Here is a 26626-nt window from a genome sequence, read left to right on the forward strand (position 1 = left end):
CGCAAAACCGCTGCGCACTTTTGCGCGACATGCTTTAGCTAGAAGGATTGAGTCCGGTCGCGCAGCGGCCGGTCCTTTGCGCGACCGAACCGTCACGGGCCTCCATCATCTCGCTGATTAGTGGGCTTCGTACCGCTCTCCAAGTTCGTCGACGATCAGCAGCGTGCAGCCGCACAACTGCTTCTGGAAACGGAGGACTCGCCGCTAAAGCACGATGCGTAGATTCAAAGAGTTAGAGCGCCGTGCGTCCGAAAGGACGCACGGCGCTCTATACCGGTGCGGAATTATTGTTCGAACTTATCTCGCAACGCTAGAAACGCGGCGCCACTTTGATCACCGGCAACCTTCCGTTCGACGAAATGGACGGAGACCTTGGGATTCGAGCGCCTGACCGGCGCTTTGCTGGACCGCATCACCCACCACGCAACATCCTCGAGATGAACGGCGACAGCTATCGCCTCGCGCAAAGCCGCGCCCGAAAGGCCGGCTGACACCTGTCGAAAAATCGCGGCGCGCAGATTGCGCGCCGCGTGGCTGGTTTTTACTCCTCCGGCGTCGACATATCTCCGGATTGTTGGCACGATTGTTGTGGCGATCGGACGACCGCCACAACGGGTACGGCTACAGAAGAAAATCGCCTGTCCCCAGGTGGACGAGGCCCTTCATCTGAACCTCGAAATCACGAACGCCGTCGCCGTTCAGGTCGCCCTGGATAACGGTAGCGTCGTTCGCGGATCCAGCCTTGTCTTCATAGTGCCAAGCGAGCGCGCCAGCCTTGTGGTCGAAAGAGGCATCCTCCTGCGCCAGGAAATGGAAGGTTCCATTGCCCTGCGCAGAGCCATTCGCATCTATCGCCGAGAAGTCCATCTTATCGACGCCGTGCTGGAAGTCGGTGATGACGTCGCGGTTCGAGCCGGACCCGATTTCCGTCGGTGCTTTGAAGACAAACGTATCCGCGCTGACGCCACCGGTCATGATGTCCTTGCCGGCACCACCGATGATGACGTCCGTGCCGGCGCCGCCGTTCAGCTTGTCCGCGCCGGCCCCGCCATCGAGAACGTTGCTGCCGCTATTGCCGGTCAGCACGTCGTTGTAGCTGGAGCCAGTCAAGTTTTCGATGCTGACGAACTTGTCGCCGGTAGCATGCCCGCCCGATGCGGCCCCAGTCGCCAAGTTGACGTTGACCCCGCCGGAGCCCGCATAGCCCGCCGTGTCCTGTCCGGTACCACCATTGATGACGTCCCCGCCGGCGCCGCCGCTGAGCTTGTCCGCGCCAGCCCCGCCATTGAGAACGTTGCTGCCGCCATTGCCGCCGGTCAGCACGTCGTTGTAGCTGGAGCCCGTCAAGTTTTCGATGCCGGCGATCTTGTCACCGGTGGCTTGCCCGCCCGATGCGGCCTTAGTCGCCAAGTTGACGTTGACCGCGGTGGAGCCCGCATAGCTGGCCGTGTCGTTGCCAGTGCCGCCGTCGAGCACGTCCGCGCCGGCGCCGCCCTTCAACACGTCACTACCGCCGAGACCCTTGAAGGTTTCGTTGCCGCCGTTGGACTGGCCGGTGTGTGGCATGATGTCGTTGCCGTTGGTCCCGACGAATTCCTTCGTCGGCGTGGTTGGCGTTCCCGGTTGTGTCGGTGTGGTTGGCGTTCCCGGTTGCGTCGGCGTGGTTGGCGTTCCCGGTTGCGTCGGCGTAGTTGGCGTTCCCGGTGCTGCGCTGGAGCTCGATTCGTAGGCACCGACATCGACAGTTCCAACGACGCGAGCGTGGCCGTCCAGATCGTCCGAGGCGACGCCGTACTTGTTGGTTCCGTGGTCGATCGCCAGCGAGCCGGAGCCGAGGTGGAAGTTATCGCTCGCTGCCCCCGAGAATTTCGGGTCGACGCCGAGCTGGTTGCCGTTCGCCGCGCTCGGCATCGCGTTGCCGCCGTCGGTCTTGACCGAGGCCTGGCCGGCCGTGCCGTTGTAGGTGATGTTGTTGGCCCAGACGACGTTAGTGTTCTTGTAGCTGTCGGTCGACGTGTTATCGATCGCGGTGTTGTTCTTGTTCAGCGATGGGTCCGCCACGGCGATGTTGTTGACCCAGGTGTTGTTGCTCGACGCCGAATTGCTGAGCTCGCCGCGCCAGGTACCACTATTCGCCGGGTCCTGATTGTTGTGGTATGCGGTGTTGTTTTTCACCGTGACGGAGTCGCTCCAGGTAACCTGGATGCCTTTGCCGCCGTTCTGGTAGACGAGGTTGTTCTCGACCAGGGTCTTGAACGTGTAGTTCGGATGACCGCTCGCCTGCGTGCTCTGGAAATCGTCGATGATGATGCCGTTGCCATCGGTGTGCGCACCCGACTTCGTGACGTTGTCGTGCGAGATGTTGTTCCGCACGATCGTCCGGTAGCCCTCCGTCGAAGTATCGCCGGTGATGTTCCGGTTCTCGTAGATCGAGATGCCCGAGAACCAGCCCGTCGATGCGTTATTGTAGGTCTCGTTCCCTTCGATTTTGATGAAGTCCGACTGGTTGAACTGGATGCCGGACTCGCCGCTGCCGTGGACCTTGTTGTTGAGAACTGAGATGTGGTGGACGTTGTTCGCTTCGATGCCGTCGCCTTTGGCGCCGCCGATGTCAAAGCCGTCGATTGTCACGTAGTTGGCGTTGACGCTGATCGCGTTCCACGAGCCCGCGGGCGGCCGGATCAGCGCCCCGCCGGGCACTTCCGAGCGCAGCGTGATGTCGGCTGCCGCCGAGCCGTCTTTGTCGAAGTTAATAGCTTCGTTGTAGGTCCCCGCCTTCACCACGACCTCGTCGCCGGGCTTAAGGTTCGCCGACATCGCCTCGCTGATCGTGCGAAAGGGAGAGGAGGTGCTGCCGTTGCCGCCGTTGCTGCCAGTTGTCGCTACGTAGTATGTTGTCATGGTCTTGTTCCTCAACCCCCGCCCGTTAATATTTGTGGTTAATCCTGCTTTACGGCGGCAGGTTATAGGGCGACATTTTGGAGGGCGCAACAGCAACGCAACAGTAAGTGCTTGAGAAGCATAGCCTTATTGCTGCCACAATATCCGAATCGATCCAAAGTTACGTTTTGAAATATTTGGTGAATTTCGAGTCGCCCAAAATGTGGCGGTATTAATATCTCGCCTGCCGCGAGTTATTCTTTCTGCAACCAGAGCGACATGCATCCATTGAAAACTTTAGAAAAACCTGATGCGCGTGGCTGGATTGCTCCCGCCAAATGCGGAATCGACATTTTTTTCTGAATTCGGCAATTTTGGGCAGCATCGCCTTACGATTGGTGCTGGTCGAGGTGGTAATGGGAGGTCGACAGTATCGATTCGACCAACCCATTGCCCAGCATTTCAAGCGCCACCGCGTTCCCGCCGAGACCATCGGGCATGCGGTGTGACTATACTTTGGCTGCGGACTGATGCCTGGTCCAGGAGCGTGAGACTGACTGAAAGGCGCCTCAAGAGCCATCGTCGCTATTCTCTCCAAAGCAAGTTCGCGGAGCGTGTTCACATTTCGTTCCTGTGGTGCTAGGCTCACCTTCCGCGACGGGCGAGGGGAGGCCTTATGGATCAAAGGGGCAAGTTTGAGCGACTGAAGGCGCTTCACCAGGGCGACAGGGCTTTTGTCATCCCGAACCCATGGGACGCCGGTTCGGCTCGCCTGCTCGCGAGCCTTGGCTTCGAGGCGCTTGCGACTACCAGCGCGGGTTACGCCTTTTCCAAAGGCAAATTGGATTCATTTGCGAGCCTTGGACGGGATGAGGTCCTTGAGAACGCCGCCGAGATCGTTGGCGCTGTTGATCTTCCTGTGTCTGCCGACCTTGAAGATGGCTTCGGTGCGTCGCCAGAAATCTGTGCGGAAACCGTCCGCCTGGCCTGCGAAACCGGACTTGTCGGCGGATCAATCGAAGACGCAACAGGCAATCCTGCTGCCCCGATCTACGACCTATCGCAGGCCGTTGAGCGCATCCATGCTGCCGCGGAGGCTGCACGCGGTCTACCTTTCCTTCTCACTGCGCGGGCGGAGAATTATCTTTGGGAGAGACCCGATCTGGAGGACACCATCGAACGGCTGCAAGCATTTTCGGCCGCCGGGGCAGATGTGCTTTACGCCCCCGGCTTGCCTGATATCGAGGCAATCAGAACCGTTTGTGGGGCCGTGGACAAGCCAGTCAACGTGGTCATGGGTTTGAAAGGGCGAAAATACTCGGTTGCCGAACTGTCGAGCGCCGGAGTACGGCGCGTGAGCGTCGGCGGCTCTTTCGCGCGGGCAGCGCTGGGTGCGTTGATGCGCGCCGCTATGGAGGTCAAAACTGCCGGTACGTTTGAATATGCCGACGACGCGCTCTCCGCTGCATTCGCCAGCCAACTGATGTCACGGGAGAAGCGGCGGGACAGGCTATGAGTTGGGCCGAGAAGCAAAGGTTTCCTCAAGGGACCGCTGCGGCAGTTGGTCTGTCTGCAGCAGGCCGTCCCGGACGGAACGTCACGACGACTTTTTTCGCGCGGATGAAACCATCCAACCCGTAACAGGGCTGGAGTTCGATTTCGATGTCTTCCGGTCCTTTTGGCAGGGCATAGTAGCCGGCTCGGCCACGATCTGTTGCGTAGCGGAGGATGAGACCATTGATCACGTTCTGGTGGCTGAAGCCGTCCAGCTGCAGGTCCATGATATCTTCGAAGGCGAAGGTGACGACTGCGTGCTTGTCAAGGATGCGGTATCCATCTTGATCAACGGCATCGGTGCAAATCCAGCCGTGTATCTTCAGCTCGCAGATGCCGGTGCGATTGAGTGTGAGGCTCAAAATTTCCGCGTCATGAAGGGTCGGCTTCTGGCCGAACCACGCCAGCAGTTCCGGACCTCCGGCTATCTTCTCGTAGGTCATCTCATCTCACACGGCAGATTGGTGATGGCATACAGATAGCCATCTGTCGCCGGCCTGCGAGCCTGACACCGCAAGCCTGTTTAGCGACCTTGAAAAATTTTGATCAGCTTCGGTGTGAACCTGTGGCTTTTGATGTCAACGAAATCGTCATAGGTGGCGCGACCAGAAATCATCGCTGCGAGAAGCCGGCTGCAGGCAACCCGCGGAGCATCTTTGTCCGAAGCGTTTGTCACAAGACCAGCATTGTGACGGGCGTTTGCATCGAAGCTCTTCACGCAAATATTGACTGCTTCATTTCTCGCTCTTGCACTGCCCTGCGTTAGTGTGACGAAAGAATCATACTCCTGACGCGTTGGCGTGCAGGCAGTCAGCAATCCCATGGCAATCAATACTGTCACGATACCAGCGCGCATTATTATATTATTCCTTTGATGACCCATTGATCGACGTTTGATGTTTATTTCGATTCGTGTGACGCGGGATAGACCATCTGCGAAATTGCGAAGGCCGATCAGAAGGCAGAAATGCCTTGCATCAAACGCGCTTGAAATGGCGAAGCCAGGAAGATGTGCGCGGCTCGAATTCGGCAGTCGTTCCATTATTCGTTAAAGCTCAGGAACGCGGTGCCCCTATCTGTTCGAGCGGCGGATTTGCACTGCTCGAGCGTTTCCGCAAATTCTTCTCTGGAATCTGCTTGAGCGATCTCAGTGAACGACTGAGAGGTAACGGATGCCGGCTTCATCCGCCGCTCTCATCAGCGCTTCCCGTGCGGCGTTTGGCGGCGTCGTGCCGCGGATGGCGTCGAGGCATGTCCTGACCGCCACGACGTACTCCTCGCCATCATCGCCCGGCCATTCGGAAATGAGCATGGTGGCTGCATCTCCGAGGGTTCTGACGATGCTGTATTTTTCCTGGCCGCTCATGAGGATCCTCAGCGCGGGAAACTGATGCGATGTGTACCGATTCATTACATTTGGTCCTTGCATCATAAACATATTAGTAACTCTGCAAGAAGCGTTCCAACTGACGCCCCAGGATGATTATCTTCTATGAATCGGCAAAGCAGTCGGCAACGCTTCTCCAGGCAGGAAGCCGGGAACTTGTTTTAAACACATTGCCGTCATATTGATTCATCTATCGAAATTGCTTGTCGAGCTTGGTTTGCGCCCCGGCGTCCCAGCTGATCTTTCCTTTCAAAATCGATTTCTGCGCCGTCCGGCAGCAGCCGGAGGGTGATTGTCATGCCGGTTGAGGGGGAATCGTCATGAATGCAGTCAATTCTTTGATTGACGCAAGCCTCCGCCAACACCATCGCCGCTGCCTGATATGCCTTCGGTCTTTGACCGCGGATGTCAGTGGCGGCATTCCGGCTGGGTTTTCCAGCCATTGAGGAGAATTTCATGAGCAAGACCAATGCAGAGGCACTGTTGCGCAAAGCGCAGCGCCAGGTTGCCAATACCAGCGGCGGCGGCCATCTCGGCGGCACCAACTTCGGTCAGGGCAATGACGCCAAGACCTCGTCCGGAAGCGGCAATCGCCCGGCGGGCAAGGGTCGGCCGCCAGCTGGCGGCAAACGCTGACTATAGCGCCGCGCGTCTTTCCGATTTAAGGAACTATGCAGAGGTCGCGATTGAAGACAGCCCCGCCAAAATGGCGGGGTTTTTGTTTGATAGGCTTCTGAAGGGCACGGCTCTTCTCAGCGATCCAGGAAATGTTCGAAGTAGATCTGGGGGATGGGATAGGCGTAGACGCCTCTGTCGACGAAGCTGCGCCTATAGAGGCAATTTCTGAGAGCCGCATTGTAATGCAGGCTTCGCGGGTCCGGCGAGCCTCGTCGCCATGAGCTTGCCTCCGGCACGCAGCGTTGCAGTGCCTTGTCGTATCGAGCCAGGAGGACCGGGTCGGTGTCGACCCGAATGCCGCTATAGGATTGATAGTTTGAAGGAGATTCTGCGGCCGAAATACAGGCAAGGCTAAGTGCAACACCAACGACTGCCATCAATCTCATCGGATTTAATTCTCCCCTGATCGATTATCGAAGTATCGAGCCGAACGTTATTGGTTCCAGTGCCTGCGGGCAAGTGGACGCCCTGTTCCGGCGTCCGCACCTGCCCGAGACGTTACCCGCACAGCTGCCGCCACAGAAATGGCGGCAGCTATCCGTCATCGATCAATCCAGGAGGTCGGCCGGTACCTTGCCGCCGTTTTCCGAAAGCCGCTTCATCAGCGCCTTGTGCAGCCACATGTTCATTTTTGCGGAATCGTTGGTGTCGCCGGTATAGCCGAGTTCGGCGGCAAGTTCCTTGCGCTCGGTGAGGCTGGCATCCATCCCGACGGCTTTCATCAGGTCTACGATCGAGCGGCGCCAGTCGAGTTTCTGGCCGCTCTTCTTCACGGCAGCGTCAAGGATCGGGACGATATCGACTGTGGCTTTGCCTGGCGCGGTGGCCGTGGGGACCGGCTTGCTCTGCGGAGCAGAGGCCGCAGGCGCCGGACTGGGGGCAGCCGACGGTGAGGCAGGCGCTTGCGCCGGCTCTGTCTTCGGCGCGCCGGCAGCAACGGGTTCGGCTGCTTTCGCCTCTCCGAAGATTGCATGTTTGATCTTGTCGAAAATGCCCATTCTAAACCTCCAGTTCCATCAGATGAGAACAAGCTGAAACATGGACTTCCCGCCTGATATATCCAGACGGAAGGGGAGTTATTTTTAGCAATCTAAATCGGAGGTGGAAAAGTCAATTCGGGGGAAGGGTGTAGTCGATCTGCACGAAAACGCTGCAAATGGATCAATCACGGCCAATCGTATCGCGAACTGAGATTTGCTTGCTGGCTCTAAGTTTCCTGGTCCAATGGGGGTGGAAATACTCCGTCGGCTCTCCAGGCGCTGCGAGATATGTTTGCTTTTGGCACAGTCTGTCAGATAATTCGTATTCCAATAACCGTAAAACATCATCGCACGCCCCCGAACCGACTTGCCGAGCCGTCTCGTGAAACCTTCGTCATCTCTTCACGTTGCCTTGCCATGGACGTCCTTTAGTTGCAGGCGTCCGATCGATCGAAGGTACGCGCGTTCCTCGATTTTCGACTGCCGGGCAGATCGCTCGGCGGAATGGAAACGGAGGAAAATATGACCCATAACCACAATAGACTCTCCTTTGCAGTGCTCGCATCCGCCTGCGCCCTCCTTGCCATGCCGGCAGGCGATGCGCGTGCGCTCGATGTCGGTGTGTCGGTAAATGCAGGCAATGCCGTCAGCGCCGATGTCGGGGCTTCGATTGGCGGCGGGAGCGGCATCAGCGCCGATGCCAATGTTTCCGCTGGCGGCTCGAATGGCGTCAATGCCGATGCGACCGCCAATGCCGGTAGTGGCCGAGGCATCGATGCCGCTGTCAATGCCAGCGCCGGCGGCAGCAATGGTCTCGACGCAGACGCCAACGCCAGGATCGGTGGTGGGCGCGGCGTCAATGCCGATCTCAATGCACGCGCCGGCGGTTCTGATGGGCTCGATGCCAACGCCACGGCCTCGGTCGGCAGCGGCGTCGACGCCGATCTCGCCATCGGCAGGGTAGATGGGGCAGGCAGCAACGGCAGACCCGCGGCTGAGCGCAGCCTCAGCGCGTCGCAGATCCGCACCCTGGAGGCCTTCCGGGCGAGGCCCGTCAATGAGCAGCGCAAGATGCTCGTCCGTTGCGCCGATATCTCCGGTTCAGGCAGCTCCGACTCCGGTCTTGCCGGTCTCTGCAGTCTGCTGCAGGCAACAGCTTCCCGCTGAACGTGAAAGACCCGCCGAACCGGAAGGCGAGGCGGGTCTTTTCAAAGGACGCTTCGATTCAATGCAGGATCTGGCTGAGGAACAGCTTTGTGCGTTCGTGCTGCGGATTGTCGAAGAACTCGGCCGGCGAATTCTGCTCGACGATCTGGCCCTGGTCCATGAAGATAACGCGGTTGGCGACCTGGCGGGCAAAGCCCATTTCGTGCGTGACGCAGAGCATGGTCATGCCTTCCTCGGCAAGACCCACCATGGTGTCGAGCACTTCCTTGATCATTTCGGGATCGAGTGCCGAGGTCGGCTCGTCGAACAGCATGATCTTCGGGTTCATGCACAGCGACCGGGCGATCGCCACGCGCTGCTGCTGGCCGCCAGAGAGCTGGCCCGGATATTTGTTGGCCTGCTCCGGGATCTTGACGCGCTTCAGAAAATGCATGGCCACTTCTTCGGCCTGCTTCTTCGGCATCTTGCGCACCCAGATCGGCGCCAGCGTGCAGTTTTCGAGGATCGTCAGATGCGGGAAGAGGTTGAAGTGCTGGAACACCATGCCGACTTCGCGCCGCACCTCGTCGATCTTTTTCAGATCGTTGGTGAGTTCGGTGCCGTCGACGACGATCTTGCCTTTCTGATGCTCTTCAAGGCGGTTGATGCAGCGGATCATCGTTGACTTGCCCGAACCCGACGGGCCGGCAATGACGATGCGCTCGCCGCGCATGACCTTCAGGTTGATGTCGCGCAGCACGTGGAAATCGCCGTACCACTTGTTCATGTTGACGATCTCGACCGCCACTTCCGTTGCGGAAACGGTAAGCTTTTTCGCTGGAGCTTCAGCCATGACTATTTTCCCTCATTCTTATCGTTGTAGCGTTCTTATCGTTTGTGGCCGGTATCGAGATGGCGTTCCATGAAACCTGAATAGCGCGACATGCCGAAGCAGAACAGCCAGAAGATGAAGCCCGCGAAGATCAGGCCCGTGATCGGCGTGACGGCGCTTGCCCAATTGGCATCGGAGAAGTTCAGCTTGACGATGCCAAGCAGATCGAACATGCCGATAATGGTGACCAGCGACGTGTCCTTGAACGTTCCGATGAAGGTGTTCACGATGCTCGGGATGACCAGCTTGATGGCCTGCGGCATGATGATCAGCCGGGTCTTCTGCCAATAGCCGAGGCCGAGTGAATCGGCGCCTTCGAACTGTCCCTTCGGGATCGCCTGAAGGCCGCCGCGGATCACTTCAGCCATATAGGCCGACGTGAAGATCGACACACCGATCAGCGCCCGAAGCAATTTGTCCACGTTCCAGCCTGTCGGAAGGAAGAGCGGCAGCATGACACTTGCCATGAACAGAACGGTGATCAGCGGAACGCCTCGAATGACCTCGATGAAGGTAACGCAGAGCATCCGGATGACCGGCATCTTCGAGCGGCGTCCCAGCGCAAGCAGAATGCCGACGGGTAGGGAGACGGCAATACCGACAAAGGACAGCACGAGCGTCACCATCAACCCGCCCCAGAGCGGAGTCTCCACCACTTCGAGGCCTAAGCCGCCGTGAAGAAGCCAGAAGGCGATAACCGGCAGGACGGCGAACAGAAGAATGGCGTTCAGCCCCTTGCGCGGCGCCGACGGGATCAACATCGGAACCAGCAGCAGAATGAACAGGATCCCGACGATCGCCGGCCTCCAACGCTCACCGAGCGGATAGCGGCCGAAGATAAACTGATCGTACTTGGCGCTGATGAAAGCCCAGCATGCGCCACTCCAGCCGTCAGGCTGGATGCCGCCCTGGATCGTTGTCGCGCAGAATGTGCGGTCCGGCCCGGACCATACGGCCTGGATGAACAGCCAGTTGACGAGATGCGGCACGGCCCATGCGATCAGCGCAAGAGCCAGAATCGTCAGGATCACGTCCTTCGGAGTTGCCAGGAGATTGCGACGTATCCAGGCGACGGCTCCCCTCTCGCCGGGGGGCGGCGGTTCGGCGGCAAGGATGGACGTTCTGACAAAGGGTTTATCGGCGACCGACATCTTATCTCTCCACCAGTGCCATCTTGGCATTGAACCAATTCATGAACAGCGACGTGAGAATACTCAAGCTGAGATAGACGATACCCCAGATGCACACGATCTCGATCGCTTGACCGCTCTGATTGAGGATCGTGCCACCGACGGCAACGAGATCCGAGAAACCGATCGCGATGGCGAGTGAGGAGTTCTTGGTCAGGTTCAGGTACTGGCTCGTCAGCGGCGGGATAATGATGCGCAGCGCCTGCGGCACCACGACAAGTCTCGTCACGCTCGACGGATGCAGCCCCAGCGCGCCGGCGGCCTCGGATTGTCCCTTTGCAACGCCGCGAATGCCGCCACGAACGATCTCGGCGATGAACGAGGCGGTATAGAAGGACAGAGCGAGAAACAGCGACATGAATTCGGGGCCGACGACGGAGCCGCCCGTGAGGTTGAATTTTCCGGCAACCGGAACGTCGAAGGTGAGCGGAAAGCCAGAGACGACGAAGACCAGCAATGGCAAGCCGACGATCAGCGCGATCGCCGTCCATACGGTGTGGAACGGCTGGCCGGTTGCGGCTTGGCGTTTGTGGGCCCAGCGCGCGATGATGATGGTCGCGACAATCGCAATCAGCAGGGCGATGCCGACCGCTATCATGCCTGTCTCGAAGATTGGCTTCGGGAAGGCTAGTCCTCTATTGTTGAGGTACATGCTGAACGGCAGCGCCACCGACTCGCGCGGCTGCGGCAAGACGGAGAGAACGCCGAGATACCAGAAAAAGATGACGAGCAGCGGCGGAATGTTGCGGAAAACCTCGACATAGACCGTGCAGAGCTTGGCAATCAGCCAATTGCGCGACAGCCGGCCGATCCCGATCAGGAAGCCGATGATGGTCGCCGTGAAAATACCGGTCACCGCCACCAGCAAGGTATTCAGAATGCCGACGACAAGTGCGCGCGCATAAGTCGAGTCACTTGAAAAGCCGATCAGCGACTGGCCGATTTCGAAACCGGCGCGACCGCGAAGAAAGCCGAAACCCGATGCCGTATTGCTGCGGGCAAGGTTCACGGCCGTGTTGTGGGCCACCCACCACACAAAGCCCACGAGAATAACAATTGTTAGAACCTGGAAAAATATGCTCCGGTATTTCGGGTCGTACATTGCCGACCGGAAACTCCAGCCGGTGCCATGCAAAGGTGTCGTATCCACAGCCTCATGCGTCATGCCGCGCCAATCCCCTTGTGCCCGTTTTCGGGCTTTCTTTTTGCTTTTTGGAAGATGGGAGGGCGGCTTGGCCGCCTTCCCGGGATTTCATGTCAAAGCTCGATTAACGAACCGGCGGTGCGTACTGGATGCCGCCCTTGTTCCAGAGAGCATTCAAGCCGCGTGCGATCTTGAGCGGGCTACCCTGGCCGATGTTGCGCTCGAAGATTTCGCCATAATTGCCGACGCCCTTGATGACGTTGGCGGCCCAATCATTGGTCAGGCCGAGATCAGTACCAATCTTGGTGTCGGTCTCGCTGCCGAGGAAGCGCTTGATATCCGGGTTCGGCGAGTTTTTCATCTCGTCGACATTTGCCTGGGTGATGCCGAACTCTTCGGCATTGATCAGCGCATAAGCTGTCCAGGAAACGATATCGAACCACTGATCATCACCCTGACGGACGGCCGGGCCAAGCGGCTCCTTGGAGATGATCTCGGGAAGGATGACGTGTTCGTCGGGATTTTTCAGCGTCAGACGCAACGAATAGAGACCGGATTGGTCGGTCGTGTAAACGTCGCAACGACCGGCGTCGTAGGCCGCGTTGACCTCAGGAAGATTTTCGAAGACGACCGGATTGTACTGCAGATTGTTCGTCTTGAAGTAATCGGCGAGGTTCAGCTCCGTGGTCGTGCCCGACTGCACGCAGATTGCGGCGCCGGAGAGTTCGAGAGCCGACTTCACATTCAGGCCCTTGCGAACCATGAACCCCTGGCCGTCATAATAGGTGACAGGACGGAAGTTGAAGCCGAGTGCGGTGTCGCGATTGATCGTCCAGGTCGTATTGCGCGAGAGGACGTCGATTTCGCCGGACTGCAGAGCGGTGAAGCGTTCCTTCGCATTTGTCGGCGTGTACTTGACCTTGGTGGGGTCGCCGAACACGGCCGAAGCGACGGCCTTGCAGAAGTCGACGTCGAAGCCGGCCCAATTGCCGGAAGCGTCAGGTGCGGCAAAGCCGGTAAGGCCGGTATTGACGCCGCACTGAACGAAACCCTTTGCCTTGACGTCTGAGAGAGTGGTGGCGGAGGCAGCCGAGGCGCCAACTGCCAAAACTGCTGCGCCGATGGCGGCGGACAGGAGCTTATTTTTCATTTTCCCAACCTTTTCCGTTGTCTTATCTTTTCTTGTGGAGAGTGCGTGCCGACAATCCGTGCCGCCTCCCCATTTGTCTCGACACCCTCCCGGCGCGAGTGACCCTATCACAGTCGCAAATGTCACTATGGTCAAGTGTCGCGCCTAATAATTGCGGCGAAATGCAACATTTTGGCAGATAGCGCTGCATTCATGGGCGGTTGGCTAGGAAATAGGCGTCCAGTTGCGGAAAAATAACGCGAAAAACGAAATTTCCATCATTTCAGACCGTCGCCTGCAACCGATCTTCAAGGGGTTGACCCGAAACGGCCGGGCGTCCAAAAGTCAGGTTTCGCGACCCCTCGCAAAGGCTATTCCCGACATGAAAGACAAAGACAGCTTGCTGCAGAATGCCGGCATCAACACCCGCCTGACCCATATTGGCAACGATCCTTTCGACTATCACGGCTTCATCAATCCGCCGGTCGTGCATGCCTCGACGGTGTTGTTTCCGAACGCCCGGGCGATGGAGACGCGCACGCAGAAATACACCTACGGAACGCGCGGCACCCCGACGACGGATGCGCTCTGCGAGGCGATCGACGCACTCGAAGGCTCGGCCGGAACGATCCTTGTGCCCTCGGGCCTTGCGGCCGTCACCATTCCGTTCCTAGGTTTCGTCGCGGCCGGCGATCATGCGCTGGTGGTCGATTCGGTCTATGGCCCGACGCGCCATTTCTGCGACACGATGCTGAAGCGCCTCGGCGTCGAGGTGGAATATTACGATCCGGCGATCGGCGCCGGCATCGAGACGCTGTTCCGGCCGAACACGAAGCTCGTTCACACCGAGGCTCCCGGCTCCAACACCTTCGAGATGCAGGATATTCCGGCGATCTCGGCGGTCGCGCACCGCCACGGCGCCGTCGTCATGATGGATAATACCTGGGCGACGCCGCTCTATTTCAGGCCGCTCGATCACGGCGTCGACATCTCGATCCATGCATCGACGAAATATCCGTCCGGCCATTCCGACATCCTGCTCGGAACGGTTTCGGCCAATGCCGAGCACTGGGAGCGGCTGAAGGAGGCAAACGGCGTGCTCGGCATCTGCGGCGCACCCGATGATGCCTATCAGATTCTGCGCGGATTGCGCACCATGGGCCTGCGCCTCGAGCGGCATTATGAAAGCGCGCTTGATATTGCGGAATGGCTGGAGGGCAGGGAGGATGTCGCCCGCGTGCTGCATCCGGCTCTGCCGAGTTTTCCCTCTCATCATCTCTGGAAGCGCGATTTCAAAGGCGCCAGCGGCATCTTTTCCTTCGTGCTGGCCGCCGACGGCCCCGAGAAATCAAGAGCAAAGGCGCATGCCTTCCTCGACGCCCTCAGGATTTTCGGTCTCGGCTATTCCTGGGGTGGCTTTGAAAGCCTCGCTCTGCATGCCTATCTCAACGATCGCAAGGTCGCCAAGGCGCCCACGGATGGTCCGGTCATCCGCCTGCAGATCGGCATCGAGGACGTGGTCGATCTGAAGGCCGATATCGAACGGGGTTTTGCGGCGGCAAGCGCGGTCTGATCAGACAAGCTTTGTCGTCGCTTGTGAAACCTCAAGGCAGATCTGCAGCCCGATAGCCGTAGATCCAGTCGAGATCGGCCGCCAGGCTTAGCGGCGGCTTGAGGCCGAGCACGAGATCGCGGCCGATCCGGATCGGCCCTTTCGCATGATAGGCGAACCGGTTGAAGGCGCCGCGCTGGCGAAGTCTCGCAATGCGTGGCGCCCGATGTCTTTCGAAGCGCGCCAGCGCTTCCGCCATGGGGCTATTCGAAAGAAACGCCGCCAGTTCGTAGGCGTCTTCGATCGCCATCGCCGCTCCCTGTCCGGCAAAAGGCATCATCGCGTGGGCGGCGTCGCCGATCAGCACCGTCTTTCGGCCGTCCTGCCATGTGCCTGATGTGGTTTCGAACAGCGGCCAGAACGTTAGCTTATTCTGTCTGTCGAGCAGCGAGACGATTGCGGCATTCCAGCCGGAAAGGCGTGCCCGCAGCTCGGCGCGCTGTTCGGCCGTCGGCTCGCTTTGCCAGGCCTGCGGCGCGGTATTGCCGGCGGTGATCGCCACCATGTTGAAGCTGCCGCTTTCTCTCAGCGGATAGCAGACGAGGTGCGCCGAGCCGCCGAGAAAAGCCGAAACGCTTGCCCTATCGAGGAAACCGGGCGCCTCATTTTCGGCAATGGTGAAGCGGTAGGCGATATTGCCGGAAAAGCGCGGCGAGGGGCTGCCCGAAATGGATTGCCGGAGCTTCGACCAGACGCCGTCGGCGCCGATCACGACGTCGGCCGCCCGCTCGAAAGGCGGTAGGGTCGCATCGATCCGCACGCCGAGGTGAAGCCGGCAGCGCGGATCGGCCGTAACCGCTGCCAAAAGGGCTTTCTGCAACGTAGTGCGGTGCAGAACGCCATAGGGAGCGCCCCAGCGTTCCCGCGCGAATATGCCGGCCGGCACCGCCGCGAGCTGGCGGAGCGACCCGCCCGATATCAGCCGGATCGCGTCCGGCTCGAGCCAGACCTTTGACAGTCCTTCAAGGATGCCGAGTTCGGCAAGGATGTGCGAAGCGTTCGGCGAAACCTGCAATCCAGCGCCGATTTCGGTGAGTTCGCCCGCCTGCTCGAAGATCTCCGAACTGATGCCCCGGCGCGAAAGCGCAAGGGCAGCGGTCAGCCCTGATATCCCGGCGCCGATGATGGCGGCATGTTCGACCGGCATTGTCCGTCCGATCCGAATCTGGACTGACTACGCCGCCTTCACGTGAAAAACGCAACCGGCCGGATTGGTTTGGCTGGGCTTGAGCGCGGAATTGAACCGATAGAGCGTCGAGCAGTAGGAACAGACCTTCTCGTTGTCGTCGCCCATGTCGATGAAGATATGCGGATGATCGAAGGGAGCCGAAGCGCCGGTGCACATGAATTCCTTGACGCCGACTTCGATAACGCGGTGACCGCCGTCGTTCTGGAAGTGGGGAATGTTGTGGCCGGCCATGTCGCTCTCCGAATGCTTTGAAATGTGCGCGAACCTTATAAGCCTTCGCCGCAAATGTGTAGAGCCAAAGCACTGCGCCAGGCACAGTTTTTGGCTTCACGATGAAAGGCCGCTCGATTATGGTCGCGCCAAAAAGGAAGGCCAGATGAACCTGAATACACCCACATTTTCAAGCTTCACCCATGACGGATTGCAGCTCGCCTTCTTCGATGAGGGCGATCCGGCCGGTGTGCCCGTGATGTTGATCCACGGCTTTGCCTCGACTGCAAACGTCAACTGGGTGCATCCGGGTTGGTTGAAGACGCTCGGTGATGCCGGCTTCCGGGTGATTGCCATGGACAATCGCGGCCACGGGGCAAGCGACAAGCCGCACGATGCCGAAGCCTATCGCCCATGGATCATGGCCGGCGATGCAATCGCGCTGCTCGACCATCTCGGCATCCCCGAGGCCAATGTCATGGGCTATTCGATGGGCGCGCGCATCTCCGTCTTTGCCGCGCTTGCCAATCCGCATCGCGTCCGTTCGCTGGTGCTCGGCGGCCTCGGCATCGGCATGACCGACGGCGTCGGCGACTGGGACCCTATTGCCGATGCGCTGCTGGCGCCCTCGCTGGAAGCGGTGACACATGCCCGCGGCCGCATGTTCCGCGCCTTCGCCGAGCAGACGAAGAGCGACCGGGTCGCTCTTGCCGATTGCATCCGCGGCTCGCGCGATCTCGTCGCCCGCTCCGATATGGCCAAGCTCGACATGCCGACGCTGATCGGCGTCGGCACCAAGGATGATATCGCCGGCTCGCCGCAGGAATTGGCGGCGCTGATGCAAAATGCCGAAGCGCTCGATATTCCGGGCCGCGATCATATGCTCGCCGTCGGCGACAGGGTTTTCAAGCAGGCGGTGCTGGCCTTCTATGCAAGGGTCGCCCATTGCTGACAACATCGTGATGCCGAAAAACCATGCTAAAAAACCATGGCGACGGCACCCATTTATGTTATTGCCGTTTTCCTCTATATATTGGCATTCCGAAAACGGCATTCCGGCTGGCAGCGAGGAGAGCGGCGATGGTCGCAAAGACTGACATTCGTGCTTTTGACACAGGCCATCCGCTGAAGGTGATGGATCCCATCTGGGACAGCCTGCGCGAGGAAGCCCGGCTCGCCGCCGAACGGGACCCGGTTCTCGCCGCCTTCCTCTATTCGACCGTGATCAACTACCATTCGCTCGAGGAATGCGTCATCCACCGCATCTGCGAACGTCTCGATCACCCCGACATGCAGGCGAACCTGCTTCGCCAGACTTTCGAGGAAATGCTCCTCGACTGGCCTGACTGGAGCTCCATCCTGCGCGTCGATATCCAGGCGATCTATGACCGCGATCCCGCATGCCTGCGCTTCATGGAAGCGGTGCTTTATTTCAAGGGCTTCCATGCGCTGCAGACACATCGTCTGGCCCATTGGCTGCTGAACCGCGGCCGGCGCGATTTTGCGCTCTATTTGCAGAGCCGCTCCTCCAGCGTCTTCCAGACCGACATCAATCCGGCCGCCCGTATCGGCAAGGGCATCTTCCTCGATCACGCCACCGGCCTCGTCGTCGGCGAGACGGCCGTCATCGGCGACAACGTCTCGATTCTGCACGGTGTCACACTCGGCGGCACCGGCAAGGAGGGTGCCGACCGCCATCCGAAGATCGGCTCCGGCGTCATGATCGGCGCCGGTGCGAAGATCCTCGGCAATATCGAGATCGGCTACTGCTCACGCGTCGCCGCCGGCTCCGTCGTCCTGAAGGCGGTGCCGCCCAAAAAGACAGTCGCGGGTGTGCCGGCCAAGGTCGTCGGCGAGGCCGGTTGTTCCGAGCCGTCGCGCAACATGGACCAGGTGATCGGCGCCGACATCTGAGCGCCCGTTGGAAACAAGGATAGGAAAAGTCGGCGGGATCCGAGCGGGGAGAGCCATGAGCAAACGGCAACCTTGCCTTTACACCGCTGCATTTCCTGTGCAAGAAGCGGCCAATCAAGACCGCTTACGGAGATGACAGAGTGAAGCCAGAAGAAATCAAGAAGCTCGACGCCTATTTCAAGCGCATGTTCAATCCGCAGATGATCGTCAAGGCGCGTCCGCGCAAGGATGATTCTGCGGAAGTCTATCTCGGCGAAGAATTTCTGGGTGTCGTCTATATCGATGACGAGGACGGCGACCGCTCCTACAACTTTTCGATGGCGATCCTCGACGTCGATCTCTGATCGCGTTCGAAAGCTTCAAAAGGACCGAACGGCGCGATCCGTTCGGTCCTTTTTTCGTTTTTTCGATTCGCAACGAGAATTTATTCAAAACTTCCGGTTGCGGCATTCTGATATATTTTAGCAAAATCAATTAAAGACGTACGTGCCCCGGCGCGCTGCCTTTGTTATCTTTTTGTAATGCAACCGTTGGATGTTTTGCAGCGCACAAGACTACTTGACTATTTGTGCATTGCAGCTACCCTGCGGCCACCAACAGCCCAACGGAGGATGGCTCATGTTCAACTTTGAAGACGCCAACAAGAAGAGCAAGGAAGCCGTCGACACGGCCCTGAAGACCTATACCGACACGTCCAAGGGCTTTCAGGCAATCGCCACCGAAGCCACTGAATATTCGAAGAAATCTTTTCAGGACGCGGTGACGCATTTCGAAACGCTGGCCGGCGTCAAGAGCTTCGAGGCCGCCTTCGAGCTGCAGACGAGCTACGTCAAGGCGTATTTTGAAGGCTTTGTCTCCGAGACGACGAAGCTCAGTGAGATGTATGCCGATCTCGCCAAATCAGCCTACAAGCCCTATGAGGCACCGATCGCCGCTGCGGTCGTCAAGACCGCAAAGTCGGTGTCGGCGGCGACGCCTGCTGCTGCTTGAACTGATTTCAAAGGCGCAACCTGCGCTACATATTGAAAAATGAAGACCGGCTACGCATCTGTAGCCGGTCTTTTTGTTTCCACTTTCGCTGCAGCGCCCGCATGGGATCGACCGGGGACTTTTTTGGTCTTTCCCGTGCATGCCGGCCATTTCTTGATTGCAGTGTCTGACAGGGGGCTTAAAATCAGCCTATTATGAACTAAGTTAGTGTTTCAGATATTCGGCGGGAAAAGCACCCTCCCATGCTCCGCTGGATTGCTTGAGGAATGAATGACAATGATCGCAAAGCCGATCCGGATGCAGAACGACAGCGAAAGGAACGGGGACAACGCAAATCGAACCTCGGTCATCACGCGCACCAAGCCGAAGACCAAGAAGCCCAATCTTTATCGTGTGCTGCTTTTGAATGACGACTACACTCCCATGGAATTCGTCATTCATATTCTGGAGCGTTTTTTTCAGAAGGATCGTGAAAGTGCCACCCGCATCATGCTCCATGTCCATAACCACGGCGTCGGCGAATGCGGAATATTCACATACGAGGTAGCGGAAACGAAGGTCAGCCAGGTGATGGACTTCGCCCGGCAGCACCAGCATCCGCTGCAATGCGTCATGGAAAAGAAGTGAGGATCTGAACGTGCCAACATTTTCGCCTAGTTTAGAGAAGGCGCTCCATCAGGCACTGACCTTTGCCAACGAGCGGCACCACGAATATGCGACGCTCGAGCATCTGCTGCTCGCCCTGATCGACGATGCCGATGCGGCCGCGGTCATGGGTGCCTGCAATGTCGATCTCGACGCGCTGCGCAAGACGCTCGTCGAATATGTCGACAACGAACTTTCCAACCTGATCACCGGTTATGACGAGGATTCGAAGCCGACCTCCGGCTTCCAGCGCGTCATCCAGCGTGCCGTCATCCACGTGCAATCGTCCGGCCGCGAAGAGGTGACCGGCGCCAACGTGCTCGTCGCGATCTTCGCCGAGCGCGAGAGCCATGCCGCCTATTTCCTGCAGGAGCAGGAAATGACCCGCTACGACGCCGTCAACTATATCTCCCACGGCATCGGCAAGCGGCCGGGCGCTTCGGATGTGCGTCCCCCGCGCGGTGCTGAGGACGAAGCCGAAAGCAGCAAGCCGACGGCGCGCGGCGGCGAGGAAGAAGGCGGCCCCAAGAAGCAGCAGGATGCGCTCAAGGCCTATTGCGTCAATCTCAACGAGAAGGCCAAGGGCGGCAAGATCGATCCGCTGATCGGCCGTCACGCCGAGGTCAGCCGCACGATCCAGATCCTGTGCCGCCGTTCGAAGAACAATCCGCTCTATGTCGGTGATCCCGGCGTCGGCAAGACGGCGATCGCCGAAGGCCTTGCCAAGCGCATCGTCGAAGGCAAGGTTCCCGAAGCGCTCGCCGATGCGACGATCTTCTCGCTCGACATGGGCACGCTGCTCGCCGGCACGCGCTATCGCGGCGACTTCGAGGAGCGCCTGAAGCAGGTCGTCAAGGAACTGGAAGAATATCCGGGCGCCGTGCTCTTCATCGACGAGATCCACACGGTGATCGGCGCCGGCGCCACCTCGGGCGGCGCGATGGATGCATCGAACCTCCTGAAGCCGGCCCTGTCATCGGGCGCGATTCGCTGCATCGGTTCGACCACCTACAAGGAATACCGCCAGTTCTTCGAGAAGGACCGGGCGCTGGTCCGTCGCTTCCAGAAGATCGACGTCAGCGAGCCGTCGATCGAGGATGCGATCGAGATCATGAAGGGCCTGAAGCCCTATTTCGAAGAGTATCACCACCTGCGTTATTCGAACGACGCCATCAAGTCGGCCGTCGAATTGTCGGCCCGCTACATCTCCGACCGCAAGCTGCCCGACAAGGCGATCGACGTGATCGACGAAACCGGTGCGGCCCAGATGCTGCTGCCGCCGTCCAAGCGCCGCAAGCTGATCACCGAAAAGGAGATCGAGGCAACGGTCGCCACGATGGCGCGCATTCCGCCGAAGACCGTCTCCAAGGACGACGAAGCCGTGCTCGCCAATCTCGAGCAGGAACTGCGTTCGGTGGTCTACGGCCAGGACATAGCCATCGAAGCCCTTTCGACCTCGATCAAGCTGGCGCGTGCGGGTCTTCGCGAGCCGAACAAGCCGATCGGCGCCTATGTCTTCTCCGGTCCGACCGGCGTCGGCAAGACCGAGGTGGCAAAGCAGCTGGCATCGTCGCTCGGCGTCGAACTGCTGCGCTTCGACATGTCGGAGTATATGGAGCGGCACACGGTTTCGCGTCTGCTCGGCGCACCTCCCGGCTATGTCGGCTTCGACCAGGGCGGTCTTCTGACTGATGGCGTCGACCAGCACCCGCATTGCGTGGTCCTGCTCGACGAAATCGAGAAGGCGCATCCCGACATCTACAATATCCTGCTGCAGGTCATGGACCACGGCACGCTGACCGACCACAACGGCAAGAAGATCGACTTCCGCAACGTCATCCTGATCATGACGACCAATGCGGGTGCGTCGGAAATGGCCAAGGCGGCGATCGGCTTCGGCTCGTCCAAACGCACCGGCGAGGACGAGGAGGCGCTGACCCGCCTGTTCACGCCGGAATTCCGCAACCGTCTCGACGCGATCATTCCTTTCGCGGCGTTGCCGACGGCCGTCATCCACAAGGTCGTGCAGAAGTTCATCATGCAGCTGGAGGCCCAGCTTTCCGAAAGGAACGTCACCTTCGACCTGCACGAGGATGCAATCGCCTGGCTGGCGGAAAAGGGTTACGACGAGAAGATGGGCGCCCGCCCGCTTGCTCGCGTCATTCAGGATACGATCAAGAAGCCGCTCGCCAACGAAATCCTCTTCGGCAAGCTGAAGAAGGGCGGCGTCGTCAACGTCACTGTCGGCCCGAAGGAAGACGGCAAGCCCGGCATCGTGCTCGAAGCCATTTCGGAAACGGCGCCGATCAAGCCGAAGCCCGAAGCCGAGGTCGTGCATCCCGAAGGCGATGATGGGGATGACGGCGAGCTGAAGACGAAGGCGGCCCGCAAGACCCGCGCCAAAGCAGTGCCGCAGGCCGAGCCTGAGGTTCGCGACGCCCCGAAGAAGGGAAGCGCGGTTCCGAAGGTTCCACGCAAGAAGTAAGATACCGTCACCGAATTGGAAAAGGCCGCGTCACTGCGGCCTTTTTCGTTTTCGGATCTGCATGCGCCCTTTTCAGAGCCTGGTGTAGTCGATCTCGAGAAAATCGGCGACCTCGGGCACCCAGCGGTCGCGCACGAAGGCGACATGCAGGGGATGGAGGTTGTACGTGTCGTAGCCAGCCTGATCGTCGAATTCCATCGAAAAGCCGAAGGCAAAAGCATTCTTTGGACTCGTCTGCCGAAGCTGCTCGAAATTCCGCACGCTCGGGATATTGGCAAGCACCAGCGCGTCGGCGAGGAACGACGTTTCTTCAGCCGAGCCGGCTTCGTGCTTCAGGCGGAATGCGACAGTATGGCGGATCATGATTTTGTTCCAAATGATTGTCCGGATTGAATTCTCTGAATCGACGGGTGTTGACCCTACGCCAGTGCGGCCCTGATCTTTTCGGCATTGGCGGCAAGCACGGCACCGTCCTCCATCTTGCCGGAATGCGGCTTCAGCGCCGCGCCCTCATGCCGCGGGATGACGTGGAAATGCAGATGGAACACCGTTTGCCCGGCGGCCGGCTCGTTGAACTGGGCGATGAACACGCCATCGGCTTCGAAGACGTCCTTCACCGCATTGGCGATCTTCTGGACGACAGTAATTGCGTGGGTGAGGGTGGCTGGATCGGCATCGAGGAGATTGCGGGACGGCGCCTTGGGAAGGACGAGCACATGGCCCGGCGCCTGCGGCATCACATCCATGAAGGCGACGGTATGCTCGTCCTCGTAAACCCGGTGCGAGGGGATTTCGCCGCGGAGGATCTTGGCGAATATGTTGTTGTCGTCATAGGCGGCCGGGCTGGTCATCACGAAATCTCCTCAGTTCATGGTTGATCGGGTAACGCGGCCGGTGCGGCGGCGTCAATCCTCCTGCAGGCGCTCACCCTTGCGGAAAGGACTGTGTTCCGTCAGCAGTTCGCTCATCTGTTCGACATCGGCGCGCTCGCGCGCGAGATAGTCGCCGATCGCCCGGCGAAGGCCGGCATGCGCGACATAATGGGCGGAATGCGTCGTCACCGGCAGGTAACCGCGGGCAAGCTTGTGTTCGCCCTGCGCGCCAGCCTCGACCCGTTTCAACCCTTTCGAAAGGGCGAAGTCGATCGCCTGGTGATAGCAGACCTCGAAATGCAGGAAGGGATGATCCTCGATGCAGCCCCAGTGACGGCCGTAGAGCGTGTCGCCACCGATGAAGTTGATCGCGCCGGCGACATAGCGCCCGTCGCGCTTGGCCATGACGAGCAGGATGTCGTCGGCCATGCGTTCGCCGATCAACGAATAGAACTTACGGGTGAGGTAGGGCCGGCCCCACTTGCGCCCGCCGGTATCCATGTAAAACTTGAAGAACTGGTCCCAGATGCGTTCCGTCAGGTCGCGGCCGGTCAGCCAGTCGATGCTGATACCGTTTTCGAGTGCGGCGCGGCGCTCTTTGCGCAACGCCTTGCGTTTGCGCGAGGCAAGCGTTTCGAGAAATTCCTCGTGATTGGCATAGCCGTAGTTGATGAAATGGAACTGCTGGTCGGTGCGGTGCAGATAGCCGTCCATCTCGAAGACGCCGATCTCTTCGTCCGGCACGAAGGTGATATGGGCCGAAGAGATGCCGAGCCGGCGCACCACCTCCTTCAGGCCTTCGGCGATCGCGCTCTGGATCGGCAGCCGCTGCAGCCCCTCGGCGACAAGAAGCCGCGGGCCTGTCGCCGGCGTGAACGGGATCGAGCACTGAAGTTTGGGGTAATAATGCCCGCCGGCCCGCTCGAAGGCGTCGGCCCAGCCATGGTCGAAGACATATTCGCCCTGGCTGTGATTCTTGAGATAGCCGGGCAGGGCGCCGATCAACTCGCCGCGCCCGGTCTCGAGCAGCAGATGGTGGCCGAGCCATCCGGTCTCGGCGTCGGCCGAGCCAGATTCCTCCAGAGACGATAAAAAGGCGTGCGAAACGAAAGGGTTGTAGGCAATCGTAGCACAAGTCTTCGATGCCCCGGAAAGCCTGGACCAACTCTCCGGGGAAATCGCGGTGAAGGAGCGTTCTACGCGAATGGATAATTCATCAGTCATGGGACAAATGCGAAACCTGTGGGAGGATAGTCTCGGCTCTGCCTTACAGCGCCGCGCGTCTTCAGACGCGCAAAGGATGCTGTAACACTTTGAGTTCCTGCATAATTTTTTCCTGAAGTCGATCCGATTAAGGAATTATGCAGCAGTCTGTGCATGATCTTGGCCAAAAAGCGAGCGTCAAGCAGCCACACGCGGATCGAAGCCTTCGAAGGTCATCTGGTCTGCGTTTGCGAATGTAAGCCGGCGCGCCTCTTCGTCACGCACCGTCCAGGTGATGATAGGAATGCCCTTTTCGCGTTCGCTGGTGATAAAGGGGTTCGGCAGGTCGCCATAGTGATAAGAGATGAAATCGAGACCGATCTCCATCGCCTTCGCATGTGTCTTGAACGCCTCCGGCGTGTTGCCGTCGGCCGTCAGCCCGAGCGGGTAGGGTGAGCCAAGCGCCCTCAGATCGCGCAGCAGCCAGTGGTCAAAACTCATCAGCGCCACCTTGCCCTCATAGCCTTCGAGCACCTCGAGAACAGCTTCGGCGAAACCTTCGTCGTCGGCCTCGCGCCCCTTGAGCTCCAGCACCAGCGGCACCTTGCCCTCGACGAGGTCGAGGAGTTGGCGCAACGTCGGCACCTTGTCGCTGGTGCCGCCAACGGCGATCAGTCCGAGTTCCCGAGAGGTGCGCTCGCGGATGTCGCCGTGGAGGTTGCACAGGCGCTGCAGATCCTCGTCGTGAAATATGACCGGCACGCCGTCGGAGGCGTAATGCAGGTCGCATTCGATCGCAAAGCCCGCTTCGACGGCGCGCGAGAAAGCCGAAAGCGTGTTTTCCCAGACCTGCGTGTTGAGGTCGTGATAGCCGCGATGGGCAACCGGCAGGTCCCTGATCCAGCCAACATTGGTCATTCTGCGATTTCCATGATAGCGTCTATCTCGACGGCGGCATTCAGCGGCAGGGCCGCCATGCCAACGGCGGCACGCGCATGTTTGCCGGCTTCGCCAAGCACGCCGGCAATCAGGTTCGAAGCGCCGTTGATGACGAGATGCTGCTCGACGAAGTCGGGCGCCGAGGCGACGAAGCCGTTCAGCTTGATGACGCGCCGGATACGGCCGAGTTCGCCGCCAAGTGCCGCCTTCGCCTGGGCAAGGATGTTGATGGCGCAGAGTTCGGCGCCGCGCTGGCCCGTTGCTACGTCGACGGTCTTGCCGAGATGGCCCGAGACAGTGACCTTGCCGCCTTCGAGCGGCAGCTGACCGGAGATGTAGAGAAGATTGCCGCTGATGACATAGGGAACGTAATTTGCAGCAGGTGCTGCAGCTTCGGGCAGGGTTATCCCCATCTCAATCAGGCGCGCTGCAATTTCATCGGACATTTTCGTCTCCGCTTTTGTTGTCAATTCTTCAAAAATTATGCATCAAGACTAGAATCTTTAATATGACAGTTTCGAGCCTCGATTTGGCCGAAAGCGTTCTTATAACATCGCGACCGAGTCCAACAGGAGTTAATGAATGTTCCGATCGAGTCTTGTCGCTCTGCTTTTCGCCAGCGTTTCCGCCAATGCATGGGCGGCTGCGCCCGCGGTTAGCGCTGCGATCGCGACCGGCCTCGTCGCCCATCGCGCGGTCTACGATCTGGAACTGAAGGACGCTTCGGACCGCTCCGGCATCGCCGCCATGTACGGTCGCATGGTCTATGAATTCGACGGCAGCTATTGCCAGGGCTTCACCACCAACTTCCGCTTCGTGACGCAGATCGACACCGGCGACAGCGTGCGTGTCAGCGACCAGCAGACGAAGACCTTCGAGAACCTGAAGGACGGCAAGTTCACCTTCGACACCAAATCCTTCACCGACGAGCAGCTCGATAAAGAGGTCAACGGTGCGGCTCAGGACCAGCCTGATGGTGTCAAGGTAGATCTCAAGCAGCCGGCGAGCCGCGAGCTGCAGCTTTTAGAAAGCCGCTTTCCCACGGAACATATGCTCGATGTGATCCAGCACGCCAAGGACGGCAAGCGCTTCTTCGAGGCGCGCGTCTTCGACGGTTCCGATGACGGTGACAAATCGCTGGCGACGACTACGATCGTCGGCAAGCAGGAGACACCGATCGCCGAGGAAGCCGATGCCGGCAATGCCGGCGCCTTCTCCAAGACGGCCTTCTGGCCGGTGACGATCGCCTATTTCAACGAGAGTGCGAAATCGGATGCTTTGCCGGTCTACCGCATGTCCTTCAAGCTCTATGAGAACGGCATCACCCGCGACCTGACGATGGATTACGGCGATTTCGTCCTGACCGGCAAGCTCGCCAAGCTGGAGTTGCTCGACCGCAAGGCCGAGGTTTGCAAGTAGGCCTCGTTGCCTTCCGCAGCCCCTGAGACTGATATTCATCCTGTCGATGTTGCTGCCGACGCTGGCAGGCTGAGTGCGGCATTCCAAGGGCAGGCAGTCGCCTTTGTCTCTTTTATTGAGATCCACGCGCCGTGGCCGGTGCGTGAGCCAGGTTTTTTCGGCATAAGC

Annotated in this window: 29 protein-coding genes and 1 pseudogene; 12 read left to right on the plus strand and 18 right to left on the minus strand. The window is 59.3% G+C overall.

All coding sequences use genetic code 11. The features are described from left to right. Positions 1–272 precede the first annotated feature (272 nt). Positions 273–491 (plus strand): annotated as a pseudogene (locus tag AC25BC_RS08715) (ATP-binding protein); the annotation flags it as partial. Positions 492–621: 130 nt separating this feature from the next. On the opposite strand, the gene AC25BC_RS08720 reads toward AC25BC_RS08715, so the two are convergent. Further along, positions 622–2901, minus strand: coding sequence for a right-handed parallel beta-helix repeat-containing protein (locus AC25BC_RS08720; RefSeq protein ID WP_026157339.1), 2280 nt, complete (start codon positions 2899–2901; stop codon positions 622–624). Positions 2902–3556: 655 nt separating this feature from the next. On the opposite strand from AC25BC_RS08720, the gene AC25BC_RS08725 reads away from it, so the two are divergent. Beyond that, entirely contained in the window at positions 3557–4396 is an 840-nt protein-coding gene (locus AC25BC_RS08725; RefSeq protein ID WP_017993966.1) for an isocitrate lyase/PEP mutase family protein, read from the plus strand. Positions 4397–4421: 25 nt separating this feature from the next. Here AC25BC_RS08725 and AC25BC_RS08730 read toward each other — a convergent pair whose 3' ends face one another. The 4 genes from AC25BC_RS08730 to AC25BC_RS08745 all read right to left on the minus strand — a co-directional run bounded on the left by AC25BC_RS08730 (position 4422) and on the right by AC25BC_RS08745 (position 6264). Further along, positions 4422–4877 (minus strand): Imm50 family immunity protein, encoded by a 456-nt coding sequence (locus AC25BC_RS08730; protein WP_012757293.1) that lies wholly within the window; start codon positions 4875–4877, stop codon positions 4422–4424. Positions 4878–4957: 80 nt separating this feature from the next. Next, positions 4958–5290: a hypothetical protein gene (locus AC25BC_RS08735; protein WP_012757294.1), complete on the minus strand. Its 333-nt coding sequence runs from the start codon at positions 5288–5290 to the stop codon at positions 4958–4960. Between the two features lie 291 nt (positions 5291–5581). Continuing rightward, positions 5582–5872 (minus strand): DUF982 domain-containing protein, encoded by a 291-nt coding sequence (locus AC25BC_RS08740; protein WP_017993967.1) that lies wholly within the window; start codon positions 5870–5872, stop codon positions 5582–5584. Between the two features lie 125 nt (positions 5873–5997). Continuing rightward, positions 5998–6264 (minus strand): hypothetical protein, encoded by a 267-nt coding sequence (locus AC25BC_RS08745; RefSeq protein ID WP_017993968.1) that lies wholly within the window; start codon positions 6262–6264, stop codon positions 5998–6000. Between the two features lie 13 nt (positions 6265–6277). Between AC25BC_RS08745 and AC25BC_RS08750 the strand changes: the two genes are divergently transcribed. Continuing rightward, a complete protein-coding gene (locus AC25BC_RS08750; RefSeq protein ID WP_003559012.1) occupies positions 6278–6457 on the plus strand; it encodes a hypothetical protein in 180 nt (59 codons plus the stop codon). 116 nt (positions 6458–6573) lie between these two features. On the opposite strand, the gene AC25BC_RS08755 is transcribed toward AC25BC_RS08750, so the two are convergent. Further along, positions 6574–6885: a hypothetical protein gene (locus tag AC25BC_RS08755; RefSeq protein ID WP_012757296.1), complete on the minus strand. Its 312-nt coding sequence runs from the start codon at positions 6883–6885 to the stop codon at positions 6574–6576. Between the two features lie 162 nt (positions 6886–7047). Next, a complete protein-coding gene (locus AC25BC_RS08760) occupies positions 7048–7497 on the minus strand; it encodes a DUF3597 domain-containing protein (RefSeq protein ID WP_012757297.1) in 450 nt (149 codons plus the stop codon). Positions 7498–8001: 504 nt separating this feature from the next. On the opposite strand from AC25BC_RS08760, the gene AC25BC_RS08765 reads away from it, so the two are divergent. Beyond that, entirely contained in the window at positions 8002–8646 is a 645-nt protein-coding gene (locus tag AC25BC_RS08765; RefSeq protein ID WP_128439366.1) for a hypothetical protein, read from the plus strand. A gap of 58 nt (positions 8647–8704) precedes the next feature. Here AC25BC_RS08765 and AC25BC_RS08770 read toward each other — a convergent pair whose 3' ends face one another. The 4 genes from AC25BC_RS08770 to AC25BC_RS08785 form a co-directional block, all read right to left on the minus strand. Next, complete coding sequence (locus AC25BC_RS08770) at positions 8705–9478, minus strand: amino acid ABC transporter ATP-binding protein (protein WP_012757299.1); 774 nt, start codon at positions 9476–9478, stop codon at positions 8705–8707. A 35-nt stretch (positions 9479–9513) separates the two neighbouring features. Beyond that, positions 9514–10668: an amino acid ABC transporter permease gene (locus AC25BC_RS08775; RefSeq protein ID WP_012757300.1), complete on the minus strand. Its 1155-nt coding sequence runs from the start codon at positions 10666–10668 to the stop codon at positions 9514–9516. 1 nt (position 10669) lies between these two features. Then, positions 10670–11872, minus strand: coding sequence for an amino acid ABC transporter permease (locus tag AC25BC_RS08780; protein WP_012757301.1), 1203 nt, complete (start codon positions 11870–11872; stop codon positions 10670–10672). Between the two features lie 103 nt (positions 11873–11975). After that, the gene (locus AC25BC_RS08785) at positions 11976–13001 is read right to left on the minus strand and encodes an amino acid ABC transporter substrate-binding protein (RefSeq protein WP_003559026.1); all 1026 of its coding nucleotides are present in this window, start codon (positions 12999–13001) and stop codon (positions 11976–11978) included. A gap of 361 nt (positions 13002–13362) precedes the next feature. Between AC25BC_RS08785 and AC25BC_RS08790 the strand changes: the two genes are divergently transcribed. Next, complete coding sequence (locus AC25BC_RS08790) at positions 13363–14553, plus strand: cystathionine beta-lyase (protein ID WP_012757302.1); 1191 nt, start codon at positions 13363–13365, stop codon at positions 14551–14553. A gap of 31 nt (positions 14554–14584) precedes the next feature. Here the strand turns inward: AC25BC_RS08790 and AC25BC_RS08795 are convergent, their stop codons facing one another. Then, positions 14585–15739, minus strand: coding sequence for an FAD-dependent monooxygenase (locus AC25BC_RS08795; protein WP_012757303.1), 1155 nt, complete (start codon positions 15737–15739; stop codon positions 14585–14587). Positions 15740–15766: 27 nt separating this feature from the next. After that, positions 15767–16012, minus strand: coding sequence for a zinc-finger domain-containing protein (locus AC25BC_RS08800; RefSeq protein ID WP_003539274.1), 246 nt, complete (start codon positions 16010–16012; stop codon positions 15767–15769). 145 nt (positions 16013–16157) lie between these two features. Between AC25BC_RS08800 and AC25BC_RS08805 the strand changes: the two genes are divergently transcribed. From AC25BC_RS08805 to clpA, 6 genes are all read left to right on the plus strand, one after another. Continuing rightward, positions 16158–16943 carry an alpha/beta fold hydrolase gene (locus AC25BC_RS08805; protein WP_017993974.1) on the plus strand — a complete coding sequence of 262 codons (786 nt, stop codon included), beginning with the start codon at positions 16158–16160 and terminating at the stop codon, positions 16941–16943. Between the two features lie 128 nt (positions 16944–17071). Next, positions 17072–17905 carry a serine O-acetyltransferase gene (cysE, locus tag AC25BC_RS08810; protein WP_003539276.1) on the plus strand — a complete coding sequence of 278 codons (834 nt, stop codon included), beginning with the start codon at positions 17072–17074 and terminating at the stop codon, positions 17903–17905. Positions 17906–18045: 140 nt separating this feature from the next. Beyond that, positions 18046–18249: a DUF3126 family protein gene (locus AC25BC_RS08815; RefSeq protein WP_003539277.1), complete on the plus strand. Its 204-nt coding sequence runs from the start codon at positions 18046–18048 to the stop codon at positions 18247–18249. A 274-nt stretch (positions 18250–18523) separates the two neighbouring features. Next, positions 18524–18895, plus strand: coding sequence for a phasin family protein (locus tag AC25BC_RS08820; RefSeq protein ID WP_012757305.1), 372 nt, complete (start codon positions 18524–18526; stop codon positions 18893–18895). A 276-nt stretch (positions 18896–19171) separates the two neighbouring features. Next, the gene (clpS, locus tag AC25BC_RS08825; protein ID WP_017988219.1) at positions 19172–19522 is read left to right on the plus strand and encodes an ATP-dependent Clp protease adapter ClpS; all 351 of its coding nucleotides are present in this window, start codon (positions 19172–19174) and stop codon (positions 19520–19522) included. A gap of 10 nt (positions 19523–19532) precedes the next feature. Then, on the plus strand, positions 19533–22025 hold the full coding sequence (clpA, locus tag AC25BC_RS08830) for an ATP-dependent Clp protease ATP-binding subunit ClpA (RefSeq protein WP_012757306.1): 2493 nt from the start codon (positions 19533–19535) through the stop codon (positions 22023–22025). 72 nt (positions 22026–22097) lie between these two features. On the opposite strand, the gene AC25BC_RS08835 is transcribed toward clpA, so the two are convergent. From AC25BC_RS08835 to AC25BC_RS08855, 5 genes are all read right to left on the minus strand, one after another. Then, entirely contained in the window at positions 22098–22388 is a 291-nt protein-coding gene (locus tag AC25BC_RS08835; RefSeq protein WP_012757307.1) for a Dabb family protein, read from the minus strand. Positions 22389–22444: 56 nt separating this feature from the next. Continuing rightward, positions 22445–22876: an HIT family protein gene (locus AC25BC_RS08840; protein WP_012757308.1), complete on the minus strand. Its 432-nt coding sequence runs from the start codon at positions 22874–22876 to the stop codon at positions 22445–22447. A gap of 54 nt (positions 22877–22930) precedes the next feature. Further along, entirely contained in the window at positions 22931–24121 is a 1191-nt protein-coding gene (locus tag AC25BC_RS08845) for a GNAT family N-acetyltransferase (protein WP_012757309.1), read from the minus strand. A gap of 177 nt (positions 24122–24298) precedes the next feature. Continuing rightward, positions 24299–25018 carry a glycerophosphodiester phosphodiesterase gene (locus AC25BC_RS08850; protein ID WP_012757310.1) on the minus strand — a complete coding sequence of 240 codons (720 nt, stop codon included), beginning with the start codon at positions 25016–25018 and terminating at the stop codon, positions 24299–24301. Then, positions 25015–25485 carry a RidA family protein gene (locus AC25BC_RS08855; protein ID WP_012757311.1) on the minus strand — a complete coding sequence of 157 codons (471 nt, stop codon included), beginning with the start codon at positions 25483–25485 and terminating at the stop codon, positions 25015–25017. Before AC25BC_RS08855 ends, AC25BC_RS08850 begins: the two co-directional genes overlap by 4 nt. Positions 25486–25621: 136 nt before the next feature. Between AC25BC_RS08855 and AC25BC_RS08860 the strand changes: the two genes are divergently transcribed. Beyond that, the gene (locus tag AC25BC_RS08860) at positions 25622–26458 is read left to right on the plus strand and encodes a cell envelope integrity EipB family protein (protein WP_012757312.1); all 837 of its coding nucleotides are present in this window, start codon (positions 25622–25624) and stop codon (positions 26456–26458) included. Positions 26459–26626 lie beyond the last annotated feature (168 nt).

The sequence above is a fragment of the Rhizobium sp. WSM409 genome, assembly GCF_057653825.1.

Excerpts from the sequence above, each read along its gene's own strand:
- AC25BC_RS08845 (WP_012757309.1), bottom strand. The coding sequence starts at position 24,121 with ATGACTGATGAATTATCCATTCGCGTAGAACGCTCCTTCACCGCGATT.
- AC25BC_RS08795 (WP_012757303.1), bottom strand. The coding sequence starts at position 15,739 with ATGCCGGTCGAACATGCCGCCATCATCGGCGCCGGGATATCAGGGCTG.
- AC25BC_RS08785 (WP_003559026.1), bottom strand. The coding sequence starts at position 13,001 with ATGAAAAATAAGCTCCTGTCCGCCGCCATCGGCGCAGCAGTTTTGGCA.
- AC25BC_RS08765 (WP_128439366.1), top strand. The coding sequence starts at position 8,002 with ATGACCCATAACCACAATAGACTCTCCTTTGCAGTGCTCGCATCCGCC.
- AC25BC_RS08850 (WP_012757310.1), bottom strand. The coding sequence starts at position 25,018 with ATGACCAATGTTGGCTGGATCAGGGACCTGCCGGTTGCCCATCGCGGC.
- AC25BC_RS08720 (WP_026157339.1), bottom strand. The coding sequence starts at position 2,901 with ATGACAACATACTACGTAGCGACAACTGGCAGCAACGGCGGCAACGGC.
- AC25BC_RS08800 (WP_003539274.1), bottom strand. The coding sequence starts at position 16,012 with ATGGCCGGCCACAACATTCCCCACTTCCAGAACGACGGCGGTCACCGC.
- AC25BC_RS08725 (WP_017993966.1), top strand. The coding sequence starts at position 3,557 with ATGGATCAAAGGGGCAAGTTTGAGCGACTGAAGGCGCTTCACCAGGGC.
- AC25BC_RS08735 (WP_012757294.1), bottom strand. The coding sequence starts at position 5,290 with ATGCGCGCTGGTATCGTGACAGTATTGATTGCCATGGGATTGCTGACT.
- AC25BC_RS08750 (WP_003559012.1), top strand. The coding sequence starts at position 6,278 with ATGAGCAAGACCAATGCAGAGGCACTGTTGCGCAAAGCGCAGCGCCAG.
- AC25BC_RS08755 (WP_012757296.1), bottom strand. The coding sequence starts at position 6,885 with ATGAGATTGATGGCAGTCGTTGGTGTTGCACTTAGCCTTGCCTGTATT.
- AC25BC_RS08840 (WP_012757308.1), bottom strand. The coding sequence starts at position 22,876 with ATGACCAGCCCGGCCGCCTATGACGACAACAACATATTCGCCAAGATC.
- AC25BC_RS08790 (WP_012757302.1), top strand. The coding sequence starts at position 13,363 with ATGAAAGACAAAGACAGCTTGCTGCAGAATGCCGGCATCAACACCCGC.
- cysE (WP_003539276.1), top strand. The coding sequence starts at position 17,072 with ATGGTCGCAAAGACTGACATTCGTGCTTTTGACACAGGCCATCCGCTG.
- AC25BC_RS08775 (WP_012757300.1), bottom strand. The coding sequence starts at position 10,668 with ATGTCGGTCGCCGATAAACCCTTTGTCAGAACGTCCATCCTTGCCGCC.
- AC25BC_RS08745 (WP_017993968.1), bottom strand. The coding sequence starts at position 6,264 with ATGGCTGGAAAACCCAGCCGGAATGCCGCCACTGACATCCGCGGTCAA.
- clpS (WP_017988219.1), top strand. The coding sequence starts at position 19,172 with ATGATCGCAAAGCCGATCCGGATGCAGAACGACAGCGAAAGGAACGGG.
- AC25BC_RS08760 (WP_012757297.1), bottom strand. The coding sequence starts at position 7,497 with ATGGGCATTTTCGACAAGATCAAACATGCAATCTTCGGAGAGGCGAAA.
- AC25BC_RS08730 (WP_012757293.1), bottom strand. The coding sequence starts at position 4,877 with ATGACCTACGAGAAGATAGCCGGAGGTCCGGAACTGCTGGCGTGGTTC.
- AC25BC_RS08770 (WP_012757299.1), bottom strand. The coding sequence starts at position 9,478 with ATGGCTGAAGCTCCAGCGAAAAAGCTTACCGTTTCCGCAACGGAAGTG.
- AC25BC_RS08860 (WP_012757312.1), top strand. The coding sequence starts at position 25,622 with ATGTTCCGATCGAGTCTTGTCGCTCTGCTTTTCGCCAGCGTTTCCGCC.
- AC25BC_RS08820 (WP_012757305.1), top strand. The coding sequence starts at position 18,524 with ATGTTCAACTTTGAAGACGCCAACAAGAAGAGCAAGGAAGCCGTCGAC.
- AC25BC_RS08855 (WP_012757311.1), bottom strand. The coding sequence starts at position 25,485 with ATGTCCGATGAAATTGCAGCGCGCCTGATTGAGATGGGGATAACCCTG.
- AC25BC_RS08805 (WP_017993974.1), top strand. The coding sequence starts at position 16,158 with ATGAACCTGAATACACCCACATTTTCAAGCTTCACCCATGACGGATTG.
- AC25BC_RS08740 (WP_017993967.1), bottom strand. The coding sequence starts at position 5,872 with ATGTTTATGATGCAAGGACCAAATGTAATGAATCGGTACACATCGCAT.
- AC25BC_RS08835 (WP_012757307.1), bottom strand. The coding sequence starts at position 22,388 with ATGATCCGCCATACTGTCGCATTCCGCCTGAAGCACGAAGCCGGCTCG.
- AC25BC_RS08780 (WP_012757301.1), bottom strand. The coding sequence starts at position 11,872 with ATGACGCATGAGGCTGTGGATACGACACCTTTGCATGGCACCGGCTGG.